This window comes from Agrococcus sp. UYP33 (assembly GCF_054060915.1).
Window position 1 is genome coordinate 48,069 of record NZ_JBSSDR010000001.1, and the last position, 14,439, is coordinate 62,507.

Annotated in this window: 15 protein-coding genes; 7 read left to right on the forward strand and 8 right to left on the reverse strand. The window is 72.7% G+C overall.

Features of this window, described 5'->3' with window-relative positions:
- Nucleotide 1: 1 nt before the first annotated feature.
- Nucleotides 2–652 carry a hypothetical protein gene (locus ACVWW9_RS00155; RefSeq protein WP_456513915.1) on the reverse strand — a complete coding sequence of 217 codons (651 nt, stop codon included), beginning with the start codon at nucleotides 650–652 and terminating at the stop codon, nucleotides 2–4.
- 287 nt (nucleotides 653–939) lie between these two features.
- Here ACVWW9_RS00155 and ACVWW9_RS00160 point away from each other — a divergent pair, with 287 nt between their 5' ends.
- Nucleotides 940–2,091, forward strand: a complete 1,152-nt coding sequence (locus ACVWW9_RS00160; protein WP_456513916.1) for a glycosyltransferase family 4 protein — start codon at nucleotides 940–942, stop codon at nucleotides 2,089–2,091.
- Here ACVWW9_RS00160 and ACVWW9_RS00165 read toward each other — a convergent pair.
- Genes ACVWW9_RS00165 through ACVWW9_RS00175 form a run of 3 tightly spaced genes read right to left on the reverse strand, consistent with a single transcriptional unit; the run spans nucleotide 1,996 to nucleotide 4,326 of the window.
- Nucleotides 1,996–2,625, reverse strand: coding sequence for an arsenate reductase/protein-tyrosine-phosphatase family protein (locus ACVWW9_RS00165; RefSeq protein ID WP_456513917.1), 630 nt, complete (start codon nucleotides 2,623–2,625; stop codon nucleotides 1,996–1,998). The genes ACVWW9_RS00160 and ACVWW9_RS00165 overlap by 96 nt on opposite strands.
- Nucleotide 2,626: 1 nt before the next feature.
- On the reverse strand, nucleotides 2,627–3,568 hold the full coding sequence (locus ACVWW9_RS00170; protein ID WP_456513918.1) for a glycosyltransferase family 2 protein: 942 nt from the start codon (nucleotides 3,566–3,568) through the stop codon (nucleotides 2,627–2,629).
- Entirely contained in the window at nucleotides 3,565–4,326 is a 762-nt protein-coding gene (locus ACVWW9_RS00175) for a CDP-alcohol phosphatidyltransferase family protein (RefSeq protein ID WP_245989943.1), read from the reverse strand. Before ACVWW9_RS00175 ends, ACVWW9_RS00170 begins: the two co-directional genes overlap by 4 nt.
- 96 nt (nucleotides 4,327–4,422) lie before the next feature.
- Between ACVWW9_RS00175 and ACVWW9_RS00180 the strand changes: the two genes are divergently transcribed.
- From ACVWW9_RS00180 to ACVWW9_RS00195, 4 genes are all read left to right on the forward strand, one after another.
- The gene (locus tag ACVWW9_RS00180) at nucleotides 4,423–5,469 is read left to right on the forward strand and encodes a glycosyltransferase (RefSeq protein WP_456513919.1); all 1,047 of its coding nucleotides are present in this window, start codon (nucleotides 4,423–4,425) and stop codon (nucleotides 5,467–5,469) included.
- Complete coding sequence (locus ACVWW9_RS00185) at nucleotides 5,466–6,383, forward strand: glycosyltransferase family 2 protein (RefSeq protein WP_456513920.1); 918 nt, start codon at nucleotides 5,466–5,468, stop codon at nucleotides 6,381–6,383. The genes ACVWW9_RS00180 and ACVWW9_RS00185 overlap by 4 nt, the downstream gene beginning before the upstream one ends.
- Nucleotides 6,384–6,396: 13 nt before the next feature.
- Nucleotides 6,397–7,767, forward strand: coding sequence for a phenylacetate--CoA ligase family protein (locus ACVWW9_RS00190; protein WP_456513921.1), 1,371 nt, complete (start codon nucleotides 6,397–6,399; stop codon nucleotides 7,765–7,767).
- 125 nt (nucleotides 7,768–7,892) lie between these two features.
- Complete coding sequence (locus tag ACVWW9_RS00195; RefSeq protein ID WP_456513922.1) at nucleotides 7,893–8,357, forward strand: adenylyltransferase/cytidyltransferase family protein; 465 nt, start codon at nucleotides 7,893–7,895, stop codon at nucleotides 8,355–8,357.
- 15 nt (nucleotides 8,358–8,372) lie between these two features.
- On the opposite strand, the gene ACVWW9_RS00200 is transcribed toward ACVWW9_RS00195, so the two are convergent.
- Nucleotides 8,373–9,860: a helix-turn-helix domain-containing protein gene (locus ACVWW9_RS00200; RefSeq protein ID WP_456513923.1), complete on the reverse strand. Its 1,488-nt coding sequence runs from the start codon at nucleotides 9,858–9,860 to the stop codon at nucleotides 8,373–8,375.
- Between the two features lie 129 nt (nucleotides 9,861–9,989).
- Between ACVWW9_RS00200 and aceA the strand changes: the two genes are divergently transcribed.
- Nucleotides 9,990–11,318, forward strand: coding sequence for an isocitrate lyase (gene aceA, locus ACVWW9_RS00205; RefSeq protein ID WP_456513924.1), 1,329 nt, complete (start codon nucleotides 9,990–9,992; stop codon nucleotides 11,316–11,318).
- Nucleotides 11,319–11,351: 33 nt separating this feature from the next.
- Nucleotides 11,352–13,010 (forward strand): malate synthase A, encoded by a 1,659-nt coding sequence (gene aceB, locus ACVWW9_RS00210; RefSeq protein ID WP_456513925.1) that lies wholly within the window; start codon nucleotides 11,352–11,354, stop codon nucleotides 13,008–13,010.
- A 3-nt stretch (nucleotides 13,011–13,013) separates the two neighbouring features.
- Here aceB and ACVWW9_RS00215 read toward each other — a convergent pair whose 3' ends face one another.
- The 3 genes from ACVWW9_RS00215 to ACVWW9_RS00225 are packed head-to-tail and all read right to left on the reverse strand — an operon-like array spanning nucleotide 13,014 to nucleotide 14,423.
- Nucleotides 13,014–13,478: a pyridoxamine 5'-phosphate oxidase family protein gene (locus tag ACVWW9_RS00215; RefSeq protein WP_456513926.1), complete on the reverse strand. Its 465-nt coding sequence runs from the start codon at nucleotides 13,476–13,478 to the stop codon at nucleotides 13,014–13,016.
- A gap of 43 nt (nucleotides 13,479–13,521) precedes the next feature.
- The gene (locus tag ACVWW9_RS00220; protein ID WP_123698256.1) at nucleotides 13,522–13,794 is read right to left on the reverse strand and encodes a zf-HC2 domain-containing protein; all 273 of its coding nucleotides are present in this window, start codon (nucleotides 13,792–13,794) and stop codon (nucleotides 13,522–13,524) included.
- The gene (locus ACVWW9_RS00225) at nucleotides 13,791–14,423 is read right to left on the reverse strand and encodes a sigma-70 family RNA polymerase sigma factor (protein ID WP_456515386.1); all 633 of its coding nucleotides are present in this window, start codon (nucleotides 14,421–14,423) and stop codon (nucleotides 13,791–13,793) included. Before ACVWW9_RS00225 ends, ACVWW9_RS00220 begins: the two co-directional genes overlap by 4 nt.
- Between the last annotated feature and the right edge of the window lie 16 nt (nucleotides 14,424–14,439).

Sequence of the window (14,439 nt, forward strand, 5' to 3'; positions counted from 1 at the left end):
GTCAGAGGGTTCTTCCCGTGAAGACCGCGAGCGGCTCGCCTGCGGCGTAGTTGACCGTGACCGTGACGTCCCGGCCGGAGGCCGGGTCGAGCATGAAGACGTAGGTGCCGGAGACCGTCGCGCCAGGCTCGACCATCCCCGAGAGCGGTGACGGCGAACCCGCCGTCGTGCCGACGCCGACCTGTCCGTCGTCCGTGACGAGGGTGACGACGGCGGAGTCGACCTCCTGCGCCTCGCCCGACTGGTTGCGGGCGGCGACGCTGACGCGCAGGGCGGGACCGTCCATCTCGCCGGGCGTCTCGGCGGTGACGGTGATCGGATCGACGGCGACGATCTCGACGACGATGCCGGTGTCGAACGTGATGGCCTCGTCGAGCGCGGCCGTCGTCGTGGGCAGCGCTGCCGCCTCGGTCGGGCCGTCGGGACCCGGCGTCGCGCCGGCTCCAGGCGCGGGCACCGCGGTGGCGCCCGGCGGGATGGTGGGGCCGGTGGCCGGCGGAGCGCTCGCATCCGGTGCCGCGCTGGGCGCGGGCGTCTGGCTCGCGTCCGGCGTCTCGCTGGCCACCGTGGTCGCGACCGGGTCCGCGGAGGTCGGCCCGCATCCCGTCAGTCCCAGCACGACGAGCGCTGCCGCCCCCATGGCGACGGCCACCGCCGTCGCGCCTCGTGCTCGACGGATCCGGCGTGGTGCGATCACAGCTCTCCAAGACATCGGTTGCTTGCGGTCGACGACGATGCTCACCGGCGAGCCAGGAGCGGCGTCGACGCCGCCTTGGAGGGAGCGTATGGACAACAGCGTTCGGAATGCGACCGTCGGCGGCAATCATCAGGGGAACCCGCGCCCGGCTTGAGTATCCCGACAGCGTTCTCGAACAGTGTTCGCATTAGCCTGACGAGGCGGCGGAGGTGCCGCATCGTTCTGCGACACGAGGGAGATCCATGCGGATCCTCATGGACGGCTACTGGTGGCACGACGGTCCGCAGGCGGCCAGGACGGTGCAGCGCGAGCTCGTGCTCGCCTGGGCGCGGGCGTTCCCCGAGGACGAGGTGGTCGTCGCGCTGCGGCGCGACGCCGAGGCCGACGACCTCCCGGCCGGCGCGGAGGTGGTGCGCACGCACCTGTGGCCGCATGCCGCCTCCAACCGCTGGGAGCTGCCCCTCCTGGCCGCCGGTGCCGGCACCGAGCTCGCCGTCTGCCACAACTACACGCCGGCCGTCGGGCCGTCGCTCCTCTTCCTCCACGACGTGATGTTCGAGGAGCACCCGGAGTGGTTCTCGCTCGCCGAGCGGCTCTACTTCAGCGCGATGCTCCCGTGGGCACGACGAGCGGCACTCGTGGCGACCTCGACGCGGACGGAGGCCGACCGCATCGCGCGGCACGCCCCGTCGCTGCCGCAGTCGATCGTGACCGGTCTGGGCGTCCCCCCGTCGCTCGACGCGGAGCCTCGGCGCCCGTCGCGCGTGCCGGCCGGCAGCGAGTTCGCCGTCACCGTCGGGCGGCTCAACGTGCGCAAGAACCTCGAGACGGCCATGCTCGCCGCCGTGCACTCCGCGCGCATCTCCCCCGCGCGTCCGCTCTACGTCGTCGGCGGCACCGCGCACTCGGGCGTCGGCGTCGCCATCCCGGATGCCGCACGCGCGCTGCTCGACGACGGCAGCATCGTGCTGCTCGGCCAGGTGCCCGACGACGAGCTCGCGTGGCTGTACGCCAACGCGTCGCTCACGATCGCGCTCAGCCTGGACGAGGGGTTCGGCATGCCCGCCGTCGAGGCGGCCCGCTTCGGCTCGCCGCTCGTCGCGAGCGACATCCCGGTGTTCCGCGAGACGGTCGAGGGCTACGCCGTCTTCGCGCCGCCCCTCGACGCGCTCGCGACCGCGAGCGCGCTCGACGCGGCCTGGGGCCACCGCCCCGACGTGGCTGCGCGCGAGCGCACGGCGAGCCGCTTCAGCTGGGACGCCGCGGCGCGCTCGCTGCGCGCGGCCGCGGACGTGCACTCACTCGCGCGGTCGAGCACCCGTCAGGAGCGACGCCAGCTCGCGGGCGGCCTCATCCACCGTGCGCACCGTGCGCCGGTGCGCGCCCGCACCTAGGACGTGCCCGTCGCGGATGTCGAGCGGGTTGTGCGACTGCCTCGACGGCAGCAGCATGCGCGGACGCTTCGGCAGCTGCCGCAGGCCGCGACGGTCGTCGATGTAGCGCTGGAACGCGGCGAGCGCGTCCATGCCGGGCGTGCCGGGCTCCACGACGAAGCCGCTGCCGAGCCACACCGCCTCCTGCAGGGTGAAGACCCGTCGTCGCCGCTCGGGCGCCGCGGCGACGACGGAGGAGCGGATCCCGCGCGACGCCGTCAGCACGAGCGTCGCCTGGAGGGTCTCCTCCGGGTAGAGCGGACGCGACCGGTGCAGGTCGGCGAGCTCGCGCCATCGCTCGCTGGTGTGGAACGACGCCACCTCCGGGCAGACGCTGCGGGCGCCGTCGACGCTCACGCCCGCGGTCGCGACCGGGACGGCGTCGTAGTCGGGCAGCCGCGCGAAGGCGCGCCGCAGGGTGAGCCCGGCCATGGGCGAGCGGCAGACGTTCGCTGCGCACACGATCAGGATGCCGCCGTCGCGATTGCCGTCCATGTCAGCGCCTCCCGGCGTGCTCGTGCGCCCGTGCCGCCCTGCGCCGGAGCGCCCGCACGATGCGGCGGCCGTCGCGCAGTCCCCGCAGGTAGCCTCGCCACGGCCGCCACGAGGCGACCAGCTGCCGCCGGCCGCCCCGCAGCAGCACGGCGTAGCCGATCCTGGCCGACGAGCGCGCCCAGCGGCGCACGTCGTCGTCCGTGAGGTGCTTCACGGCGTAGAGCATCCGGTTGCGGATGTTGAAGTAGTAGTACAGCTCCGACTTCGCCCGCGAGCTGCGGCGCTCGGCGTGCGTGCCGCCCTGGTCGTGGACGACCTCGGCGTCGAGGAGCTCGAGCCGCGCGCCCGCGGCGATCGCGCGGTGCGACAGGTCGATGTCCTCCCAGTACAGGAAGTACTCCTCGTCGAAGCCGCCCAGCCGCGTCCACAGCTCCGAGGAGATCGCGAAGCACGCGCCGGTCGCCCACTCGAGCCGCGCCGCGCCGGCGAACCGCTCGCGAGCGCGCGCACCGCGCGGGATGCCGTCGTCGAGGTAGAGGTCGGCGCCGACGAACCACGGCTCGCCGCCGCTCTGCACGATGCGCGGCGACGCGAGCAGCATCGGATCGGCCGCGACCGCCGCGACCAGGCGCGCGAGGGCGACCGGGGTGATCGTGGCATCCGGGTTGAGACCCACGAGCACCCGCGCGCCCAGCTCGATCGCTCGAGCGGCGCCGGCGTTCGTGCCGCCGCCGAACCCCTCGTTCGCCTCGAGCAGCACGCTCTCCCAGCCGTGCTCGCTCGCCAGGCCGCGCACGAGCTCGCGCTCGGCCGCACCGCTGAAGCAGTCGACGACGATTACCCGCCCGGGCGGCGCGACGTCGAGCGACGCCGCGTGGTCGCGCAGCAGCGCGCTCGACGCGAAGTTGACGACGATGACCGCGAAGGGCGGCAGATCGGTCATGGCGCGGCGGTCCGCTCGCGGTCGATCGCGCGGATCTCGCGGAACCACTTGACCGATGCGAGCACGAGGAACGCGAGGTTCGCGAGCGCGAGCGCGCCGTAGGCCCAGAGGAAGCCCGTCGACCAGCCCCACAGCACGAACACCAGGCACAGGAGCCCGAAGTCGGTCGGCACGAGGATGAGCGACCGGCCGAGCGTGCCGCTCCCCCGCTGGTGCGTCGACGGCACGCCGACCTTGCCCTTCAGCAGGTCGTTGAGCAGCATCGCGAAGAACGTCACGACGCCCACGATCGAGAACAGCAGCGGCACGAGCAGCCACGGGGTGTCGCGGTAGGGCGTGTGCAGCCAGAGCGCCACGAGCACCGCGAGGTGCAGCGAGGCGATCTTGATCGCGTCGACGAAGTGGTCGAGCCACTCGCCCGAGAGGCTGCCACCGCCGCCGAGGCGCGCGACCTGCCCGTCGGCGGAGTCCCACGCGTAGCCGAGCACGAGCAGCAGCGCCACCACGACGCCCGTCCACCACTGCGCCGGCAGGGCGAGCAGCAGCACGATGGCGGCGAGCGAGTGCAGCGCGCTGACGCCCGTCACCGTGTTTGGCGACCAGCCCCAGCGGTACGCCGCCACCGCGAGCACGCGCCCGATGCGCCGGTTGACGTACACGGAGTACGCGGGCGCGCCACGGGCGTGACCCTTCTGGGCAGCGGCGAGCCGCCGATGGACGTCGGCGAAGGAATCGACCATCTCTGGCACCTCGGTCATCCGCACCTCGTTCTGCTGCCCGGGCGGCCCGGCGCGATTGGGATGAGTGTAGGTGCATGCGCGCCGTGCGGCGCAACATGCACCAGACTGTGCCGCATGCGGAACGCCTCGGGCACCTCGACGCCAGCGATCCGCGTCATGCAGTCGTTCGGTCCGCCGCGCCCGACGTCCAACCCCTACATCCACATGCTCGATGCCGCCCTCGCCGAGACGCCGGGGGTCGAGCACCTGCGCTTCGACCGGCGCCAGGCCCTGCTCGGCCGCTACGACGCGCTGCAGCTGCACTGGCCGGAGCTGCTCCTCCGCGGCTCGACGCCCTCGCGCACGCTCGCGCGCCGCGCCTTCGCGACCGCGCTGCGCCTGCGGCTCTCGGTCACGCGGGTCGCGCTCATCCACACGGTGCACAACGTCCGCCCGCACGCCGACGCGTCGCGCTGGGAGCGCGGGTACCTCGCGTGGCTCGACCGCAGGGTCGACCACCGCATCCTGCTCAACGAGCAGACCGCGCTCCCGGCGGGCGCCGCATCGACGCTCATCCCGCACGGCCACTACCGCACGTGGTTCGCCTCGGTGCCGGCGGTGCCGCCGACGCCGGGGCTGCTCTCGTTCGTGGGCCTCGTGCGGCCGTACAAGGGCGTCGAGGACCTGCTCGAGGCCTTCGCCAGCACCGCCTCGACCCACCCTGAGCTTCGGCTCAGGATCGCCGGCAGCCCCTCGAGCGCGGCCATCGAGCGGGAGGTCAGGGCGCGCGCCGCGACGGATGCGCGGGTCGAGATCGACTTCCGCTACCTGCCCGAGGAGGAGTTCGCGAACGCCGTTATGGGATCGTCGGGCGTGGTGCTACCGTACCGATTCATGCACAACTCCGGCAGCGCGCTCGCAGCACTCTCGCTGGGGCGCCCTGTGCTGGTCCCCCGCACCGAGGTCAACGAGGCGCTCGCGCGAGAGGTCGGACCCGGATGGGTCTCGACCTTCGACGGCGCACTGACCGGCGCCGCCCTCGAGCGCTTCGCGGCGAGCGCCGCGCAGCCGCCGTCGGGCACGCCCGACCTCTCGGGCCGCGACTGGGACCGCGTCGGCGCAGCGCATCGCGAGGCGTTCCAGCAGGCGATCGCGCGCCGCAGCAGAAGGAGTCGACCATGACCGCCGATCCGCGCCCGGAGGTCCTCATCGCCGTGCCCACCTTCCGCCGATCGGAGCTCCTCCCCGAGCTCATCGACACGATCCGCGCGGACGCGAGCACCGTGGATGCGTCGTGGCGGATCCTGCTGGTCGACAACGACCCCGACCGCTCGGCGCAGGGCGTTGCCGAGTCCCTCGGCGTCGCGTACCTCGCGGAGCCGATCCCCGGCATCGCCGCCACCCGTCAGGCGGCGCTCGACGCCGCCGCCCCGGACGAGCTCGTGGTGATGATCGACGACGACCTGGTGCCCGAGCCCGGCTGGCTCGCAGGACTCGTCGCGGCGTGGGCCGCGCACCGGCCGACCGCCGTGATGGGCTACGTCCGGTACGTCTGGCCCGAGGGCACCGACCCCTGGATCGCGGGCGGCGGCTTCGTCCGGCGCAACCTGGTGCCGACCGGCGAGCGGCTCTCGGCGCTCGCGACCGGCAACGTCCTCATCGACGCCGCGCAGGTGCGCGCCCTCGGCGTGCGCTTCGACGTCTCGCTCGGGCTCTCGGGCGGCTCCGATGTGCAGTTCGGCCGCGACCTGATCGCCAGCGGCGGCACGATCGTCGCCTCGGCGGACTCGGTGGCGCGGGACGACATCACCGCATCGCGCACGACGCGCGAGTTCGTCCGTCGCCGCACGATCTGCCAGGGGCAGGTCCGCGCGCGGCTGCTCACCCGCGACGACAGCAGCGCCGCACGCCTCGCGAAGCGCGCCGGCTTCCTCGTCGGCGGCCTCGTGCGACTCCCCGCCTTCGCGGCAGGCGAGACCCTGGCAAGGCTCAAGGGCGATGTCCCCGCGAGCGCCACCTACCGGCGACGGCTCTGGTTCGCGCAGGGCCGCATCCTCGGAGCCGTGGGCCGGGACGAGTACGAGTACGCGCGCTGAGGAGGCTCCACCCATGCCGTCATCCATCAAGCGCGCCGCGTTCGCGGCGAAGGCCCGCACCGTGCGCGCTCGCGCCGGTCGCTTCCACGACGAGCTCCTCGCGAACGAGCGGCTGGACCCGGCCGAGCTCGAGCGGAAGCAGCACGCGCTGGCGAGCGACGTCGTGGCGTTCGCGATGACGGCGTCGCCGTTCTACCGCGAGACCTACGGCCGGCTCGGGATCGACCCGTCGCGGCTCCACGACCCCGCCGAGTGGCAGCGGCTCCCGATCCTCGACCGCGCGACGGTCAAGGCGCGGAGCGCCGACATGGCCACGCCCGAGGCGACCGGGTCGAACGCGCGCACCGCGCTGACCGGCGGCAGCACGGGTGAGCCGCTGAAGACGATGCACGACGCGCGAGTGCCGTTCCTCGCGCTCAGCTGGCGCATGTACTCGTGGTGGGGCGTCGCCCCGTACGACGACCTCGCCCGGATCGGGCGGTGGAGCTTCGACCGCGCCGCGACGCTCAAGAACGACGTGTCCTGGTGGCCGACGCGCCAGACGTACCTCGACGCCTCGCTGATCTCGGAGCAGACGATGGAGGCCTTCCATCGCGCCGTGACGCGGACGCGGCCCCGGCTCATCGAGGGCTACGTCGGCGCGCTCACCGAGTTCGCCGACTACCTCGAGCGCCGCGGCCTCACCGTGCCGACGCCCGCCGCCGTCGCGACGACCGCAGCGCCGCTCACGGCCGGCGTCCGCGCCCGCCTCGAGGCGGTGTTCGGCGCGCCCGTCTACGACGAGTACCGCAACTCCGAGTTCGGCTGGCTCGCCGGCGAGTGCGAGCACCGAGACGGCCTGCACATCTTCTCGGACGTGCGCCGGGTGGAGGTCGTCGACGAGGAGGGCCGCCCGGCTCCCGCCGGCGAGGTGGGCGACCTCGTCATCACCGACCTGCGCAACCGCGTCTTCCCGCTCATCCGGTACCGGACCGGCGATCGCGGCGCGCTGCGGGAGCGGCCGTGCCCGTGCGGCAGGTCGCTGCCCATGATGGAGCAGCCGCAGGGACGCACGACCGATCTCGTGCGGCTGCCGAGCGGCGCCGTGCTCGCGCACCGCCTCATGGCGATGTTCGCCGGCCACCCGGAGGCCGTGCGCCTGTTCCAGGTCCACCAGCAGCGCGACGCCTCCATCACCATCCGCGTCGTGCAGGGCGACGGCGACGACGCCAGGGTGCACATCGAGGAGGCCGTGGCGGCGCTGCGCGCCCGCATCGCCGACGAGGTGCCGGTGCGCGTCGAGTACGTCGACTCGCTCCCCTACACCGGTGGCAAGACGAAGTACGTCATCAGCGATGTCCCGGTGCCGGAGCGCCCGGTCGTCGACGGCCCTCGCCCGAGCTGATGGCGGTACCGGCCGCCTGACGCCTTCTTGCGCTGACCCTGGGGTCCGCCTGCGGCACTCGACGCTACGCTCGTAACAGTGTTCGCGAACCGGGCTGCATACGCCGGTCGGAGGAGGGTGGCGCGATGGCGCAACGGATCGGCTACGCCGCAGGGGCATTCGACCTGTTCCACATCGGGCACCTCAACATCCTCAAGCACGCACGGGAGCGCTGCGATGTGCTCATCGCCGGCGTCGTGAGCGACGAGATGCTGCGGCAGGTCAAGGGCATCGAGCCGATCGTGCCGACGCTCGAGCGCGTCGAGATCGTGCGAGCGGTCCGATGGGTCGACGAGGTGCACGTCGAGACGGTGCCCGACAAGCTCGACACCTGGCGAGAGGTGGGCTTCACCCACTTCTTCAAGGGCGACGACTGGCGCGGCACCGAGAAGGGGCTGCGGCTCGAGCACGAGTTCGCCGAGGTGGGGGTCGAGGTCGTCTACTTCCCCTACACGGCGCACACCTCGAGCACCGTCCTGCGGCGGGCGCTCGCACAGCTCACGGCGAACGCGGACGCCGCGGCGCTCCAGGCGCAGATCGCCCTCTCCTAGCGACGCGACGTCGGGCTAGGCGCGCGACGCGAGGAAGCTGTAGACCTCGGTCTCGTCGACGCCCGGGAACGCCCCGGGCGGCAGCGCCGCCAGCAGGTGCGAGTGCGCCCTGGCGCTCGGCCACGCCTGTCCCGACCACGCCTCGGCCAGCGCCGCGGGCGGCGTGCGGCAGCACGACGGATCCGGGCAGCGCGACACCGAGCGCTCCTTCGTCGCCCGGCCGCGGAACCACTTCGCCTGCGAGAACGGCACGCCGATCGAGAGCGAGAACTCCCCCGCCGCGCTGCGCTCCGTCATCGCCGTGCACCAGAACGTGCCGGCGGGCGTCTCGGTGTACTGCTCGAAGGCGTTCACCTTGTCGGCGACGTCGAAGACCTCGCGGCTCGTCCACCGCTTGCACACCGGCTGGCCCTCGATCGCGCCGGTGTGATCGGCGGGGAACGTGACGCCGTCGTTCTCGTACGCCTTGTAGATGATCCCCGACTCGTGCACCTTCTGGAAGTGGAGCGGGATGCCGAGGTGCACGGTCGCGAGGTTGGTGAGCCGGTGCGCCGCGGTCTCGTACGACACCGCGAAGGCGTCGCGGAGGTCCTCGACCGCGAGCTGCCGATCCGCCTTCGCCGCGCCGAGGAAGTCGACGGCGGTGCGCTCGGGCATGAGGAGCGCCGCCGCGAAGTAGTTCGTCTCGATGCGCTGCCGCAGGAAGCCGCCGTAGTCCGCCGGCACCGAGTGCCCCAGCACGTGGTGGCCCAACGCCTGCAGCAGCACCGAGCGCGGGTCGTGGTCGATGCGGCTCGAGCGCGAGAGGTAGATGCGCTTGCGCTTCAGGTCGGTCACCGACCTGGTCGAGTGCGGCAGGTCGCCCACGTGGTGCACGCTGAAGCCCAGCCGCTCGGTGATCGCCGCGATGAGGTGCTGCGACAGCGGCCCCGACTGGTAGCCCACACGGGCGAGCATCGCCGCCGCCTCCGCCTCGATCTCGGGGAAGTGGTTGTCGCGCGCGCGCATCTCGGCGCGCAGCTGCGTGTTGGCGCGCCGCGCCTCCTCGGGCGTCGCGACCCGCTCCTCGGCCGCCCGGTCGAGCTCGTCGACGAGGGCGAGCATCGTCTCGAGCACGTCGTCGGGCGTGCGCGGCCCGATGCGCATGGTCGGGAGCCGCTTCTGCTGCCACGTCGACGACCGCATGGCGCGCTCGAGGCGCAGCTCGAGCTCGGCTCGGCGCGAGGGCGGCTCGGTGCCCGTCAGCCGCTCGAGCGTGACGCCGTAGAGCGCCGCGAGCTGCTGCAGCTGCGTGAACCGAGCCTCGCGCTTGCCCGTCTCGAAGCCCGAAAGCTGCGAGGGCGCGAGCCCGATCGCGTCGTGCACCGCGTCGAGCGTCAGCCCAGCGGCCTTCCGCGCGTGCCGGAGCGATCGCCCGAGCTGCAGCGCATCCACGCGCGGCGCTGGTGACGCGGGTCGGGCGGGGCGATCCCATGAGGCGGTGGTGCCGTTGTCGCTGCTCATGCGGGCACCCTACGCCACTCCTGCGGCATGTGGCAGGAATGCAGAACTTCACTGGGCGAATGCGGATCGGCGCCGTGGTCCTGCCCGCACAGTGGGTGCAGACCCACCCCGGAGACCCAGGAGGACACCATGACCGAGCAGCCCACGACCACTCCGCACGGCACCGCACGGCAGGACGCAGCGCTGGCGACGGAGGCCGCGGAGCTCGAGCTCGAGTGGGCGGCCGACGCCCGCTGGAGCGGCATCCGGCGCGACTACAGCGCGGCCGACGTCGTGCGCCTGCGTGGCTCGGTCGTCGAGGAGCACACGCTCGCCCGCCGTGGCGCCGAGCGGCTCTTCGAGCGGCTGCACGCCCACGAGGCGCCGGTGCGTGCGCTCGGTGCGCTGACAGGCAACCAGGCGGTGCAGCAGGTGCGCGCCGGCCTCGAGGCGATCTACCTCTCGGGCTGGCAGGTCGCAGCCGACGCCAACCTGTCGGGCCAGACCTACCCCGACCAGTCGCTCTACCCGTCGAACTCGGTGCCCGCGGTCGTCCGACGCATCAACAACGCGCTGCAGCGCGCCGACCAGATCGAGCGCAGCGAGGGCGGGCGGACCGTCGCCGACTGGCTCGCGCCGATCGTCGCCGACGCGGAGGCCGGCTTCGGCGGTCCGCTCAACGCCTTCGAGCTCATGCGCAGCATGATCTCGGCCGGCGCGGCGGGCGTGCACTGGGAGGACCAGCTCGCGAGCGAGAAGAAGTGCGGCCACCTGGGCGGCAAGGTGCTCATCCCCACGCAGCAGCACGTGCGCACGCTGAACGCCGCACGGCTCGCCGCCGACGTCGAGGGCGTGCCGAGCGTCATCATCGCCCGCACCGACGCGGAGGCCGCGAGCCTGCTCACGAGCGACGTCGACGAGCGCGACCGCCCGTTCGTCACCGGCGAGCGCACGTCGGAGGGCTTCTACGAGGTGCGGAACGGCATCGAGCCGTGCATCGCCCGCGGCCGCGCCTATGCGCCCTACGCCGACCTGCTGTGGATGGAGACCGGCAAGCCCGACCTCGCGGTCGCCCGCCGCTTCGCCGAGGGCGTCAAGGAGGCGTTCCCCGACCAGCTGCTGGCCTACAACTGCTCGCCGTCGTTCAACTGGCGCAAGCACCTCGACGACGACCAGATCGCCGCCTTCCAGCGCGAGCTCGGCGCGATGGGCTTCCGCTTCCAGTTCATCACCCTCGCCGGCTTCCACGCGCTCAACCACTCGATGTTCGACCTGGCGAAGGGCTACGCCGAGCAGCACATGACGGCGTACGTCGACCTGCAGGAGCGCGAGTTCGCTGCCGAGGCGCACGGCTACACCGCCACGAAGCACCAGCGCGAGGTCGGCACCGGCTGGTTCGACCTCGTCGCGACGGCGCTCAACCCGACCTCGGGGACGCTCGCGCTCGCGGGCTCGACCGAGTCCGAGCAGTTCCACTGAACCCGATCAGCACCGACCGCAGAGGACACGACCATGCACGACCGGATCCGCATCACCGACACCGCCGAGGGCCAGGACCGGGTCCTCACCGAGGACGCGCTGGCCTTCCTGCTCGCGCTGCACGACCGCTTCGAGCCCACGCGGCAGCAGCTGCTGCAGATCCGCCGGAAGCGCCGCGCGGCCTTCGCCGACGGCGACTCGCCGCGGTTCCTGGAGTCGACCCGGCGCATCCGCGAGGACGGCAGCTGGCGGGTGGCGCCGCCCGCGCCCGGGCTCGAGGACCGCCGCGTCGAGATCACCGGTCCGATCGAGCGCAAGATGACCATCAACGCGCTGAACTCGGGCGCGACGGTGTGGCTCGCCGACTGCGAGGACGCGTCGAGCCCGCTGTGGCGGAACGTGATCGCGAGCCAGGTCAACCTGCAGGACGCCATCCGCGACCGGATCGCGTTCACGAGCCCGGAGGGCAAGCGGTACCGCGTCACCGCCGAGACGACGCCGACGATCGTCGTCCGGCCGCGCGGCTGGCACCTCGACGAGCACCGCATCCTCGTCGACGGCACGCCCATCTCGGGCGCGCTCGTCGACTTCGGGCTGCACGTCTTCCACAACGCCGACGAGCTCATCGCCCGCGGCCGTGGCCCGTACTTCTACCTGCCGAAGCTCGAGAGCCACGTCGAGGCGCGGCTGTGGAACGAGGTCTTCGTGGTGGCGCAGCAGCTGCTCGTCATCCCGCAGGGCACCATCCGTGCGACCGTGCTCATCGAGACCATCACGGCGGCGTTCGAGATGGAGGAGATCCTCTTCGAGCTGCGCGAGCACTCGGCGGGCCTCAACGCCGGCCGCTGGGATTACCTGTTCTCGATGATCAAGGCGTTCCGCCTGCGCGGCCCGGCCTTCGTGCTGCCCGACCGCTCGCAGCTGACGATGACGGCGCCCTTCATGCGCGCCTACACCGAGCAGCTCGTGCGCGCATGCCACCGGCGCGGCGCGCACGCGATCGGCGGGATGGCCGCGTTCGTGCCGAGCGCAAGGGACCCGGAGGCCACGGGGCGCGCGCTCGCCGCGGTCGCGACCGACAAGGCGCGCGAGGCGGCCGACGGCTTCGACGGCTCCTGGGTGGCGCATCCGGGGCTCGTCGCGACGTGCCGCGACGCGTTCGATTCGGTGCTGGGCGAGCGACCGCACCAGCTCGAGCGCACCAGGGAGGACGTGCCGGTCGACGGCGATGCGCTCATCGACCTGTCGACGACGCGCGGCGAGATCACCGACGGCGGGCTGCGCTCGAACATCGAGATCGGCATCCGCTACATGGAGGCGTGGCTGCGCGGGCACGGGGCGGTCGCGATCCACTCGCTCATGGAGGATGCCGCGACGGCCGAGATCTCCCGCTCGCAGGTGTGGCAGTGGATCCACAACGAGTCGTCGACCTCGGACGGCAGGACGATCACGCGCGAGCGCTGCGAGTCGATCGTCGACGAGCTCGCGACCGGCTTCGACCTCGCCGAGGGCAACCGGTTCCGCGAGGCGATCGCCCTCTTCCGCGAGATCGCGCTCGAGGAGACCTACCCGGCCTTCCTCACGCTGGCCGGCACCGAGCGCTACCTCGGCGACGGCGTCGAGCGGCCGACCACCGGGTCGATCCCGGTGCAGGACGCGCCGGAGGATACACCCGCGCGGCTGGCGGCGTGACGATCAGCGCACCGGCACGCGCTGCTCGTCCTCGTCGATGATCCACACCTCGGTGGCGACCGCGCGGTAGAGCCGCAGCGCCGACTCCCCCGTCACGCGCTGCGGCTCCCACGCCAGCCGGCCCGAGGCGACGGTCTTCGCGTTGAAGGTCGCGAGCGCGTCGGGGAGCTCGTCGTCCGGGACGATGCCGGCGACCGCGTCGGCGAACACCGCGGTCGCGTCGCCGACCGGCGTCGTCGAGTCGAATACCGCGAGCGCGACCTCCGGTCGCACGCCGATGTTGTGCGAGTGCCGGCGCCCGGTGCGCGAGACCCAGACGAACTCGCGGCCGTCGCGGTCGGCGAACCAGACGGGCGTCGCCCACGGGCGGCCGTCCGCGTCGGCCGTCGCGAGCGTGAGGTAGGCGTTCGCATCGAGGATGCGCCGCGCGAGCGCGGCGTGCGAGGTCGGATCCGGTGCGGCGGTCATGCGCCCTGGCTACCAGATCCGCCGCACGGCGGGAAGGCTGCCGTCAGGCGTGCTGGTCGCGCGCCTGGCGGAGGCTCGCGAGCAGCTTCGCCCGCAGCTCCTCGGGCGCGCGGTCGCGGCAGGCGCCCTGCAGCGCCGCCGTGAGCATCTCGCCCACGTGGTGCTCTGCGGAGCACTCGTCGCAGGTCGCGAGGTGCGCGCGCACGTCGGCGGCGTCCTCGGCGCACAGCTCGTTGTGGAGGAACTCCTCGAGCGCGGCTCGAGCCTCGGTGCAATCCTTCTTCGCCTCGGGTGCGAGGCTGCCGGTCTCGGTCACGGCTTCTTCTCCTTCTCGGTGGTGCCCTGCACGGCGATCCCCTGCTCCCTGGCGTAGTCGGCGAGCAGGCCGCGGAGCAGCTTGCGCCCGCGGTGGAGGCGGCTCATCACGGTGCCGACGGGCGACTCCATGACCTCCGCCGTCTCGGCGTAGCTGAGGCCCTCGACGTCGACCCAGTAGACGGCCATGCGGAAGTCCTCGGGCACCTGCTGGAGGGCGTCCTTAACGATCCCGGACGGCATCCGGTGGATGGCCTCGGCCTCGGCGCTGCGCGACGCGGTCGCGGTGAACGACTCGGCGTCACCGACCTGCCAGTCCTCGAGGTCGTCGAGCGGTGCCTCGAACGGCCGGCGCTGCTGCTTGCGATAGGTGTTGATGTAGGTGTTGGTCTGGATGCGGTACAGCCACGCCCGCAGGTTCGTGCCCTGCTTGAACGAGCCGTACGCCGCGTACGCCTTGAGCAGCGTGTCCTGCACGAGGTCGGCGGCGTCTGCCGGGTTGCGCGTCATGCGCATCGCCGCGCCGTAGAGCTGGTCGGCGTACTGCATGGCCTGCTCGGCGAAGTCGTCGCGCTTCGCGGCGTCGGTCTGGTCGCTTGTCATCGCGGGCGAGTCTAGTGTCGCGGTCATCGCTGCGGCGGTCGCC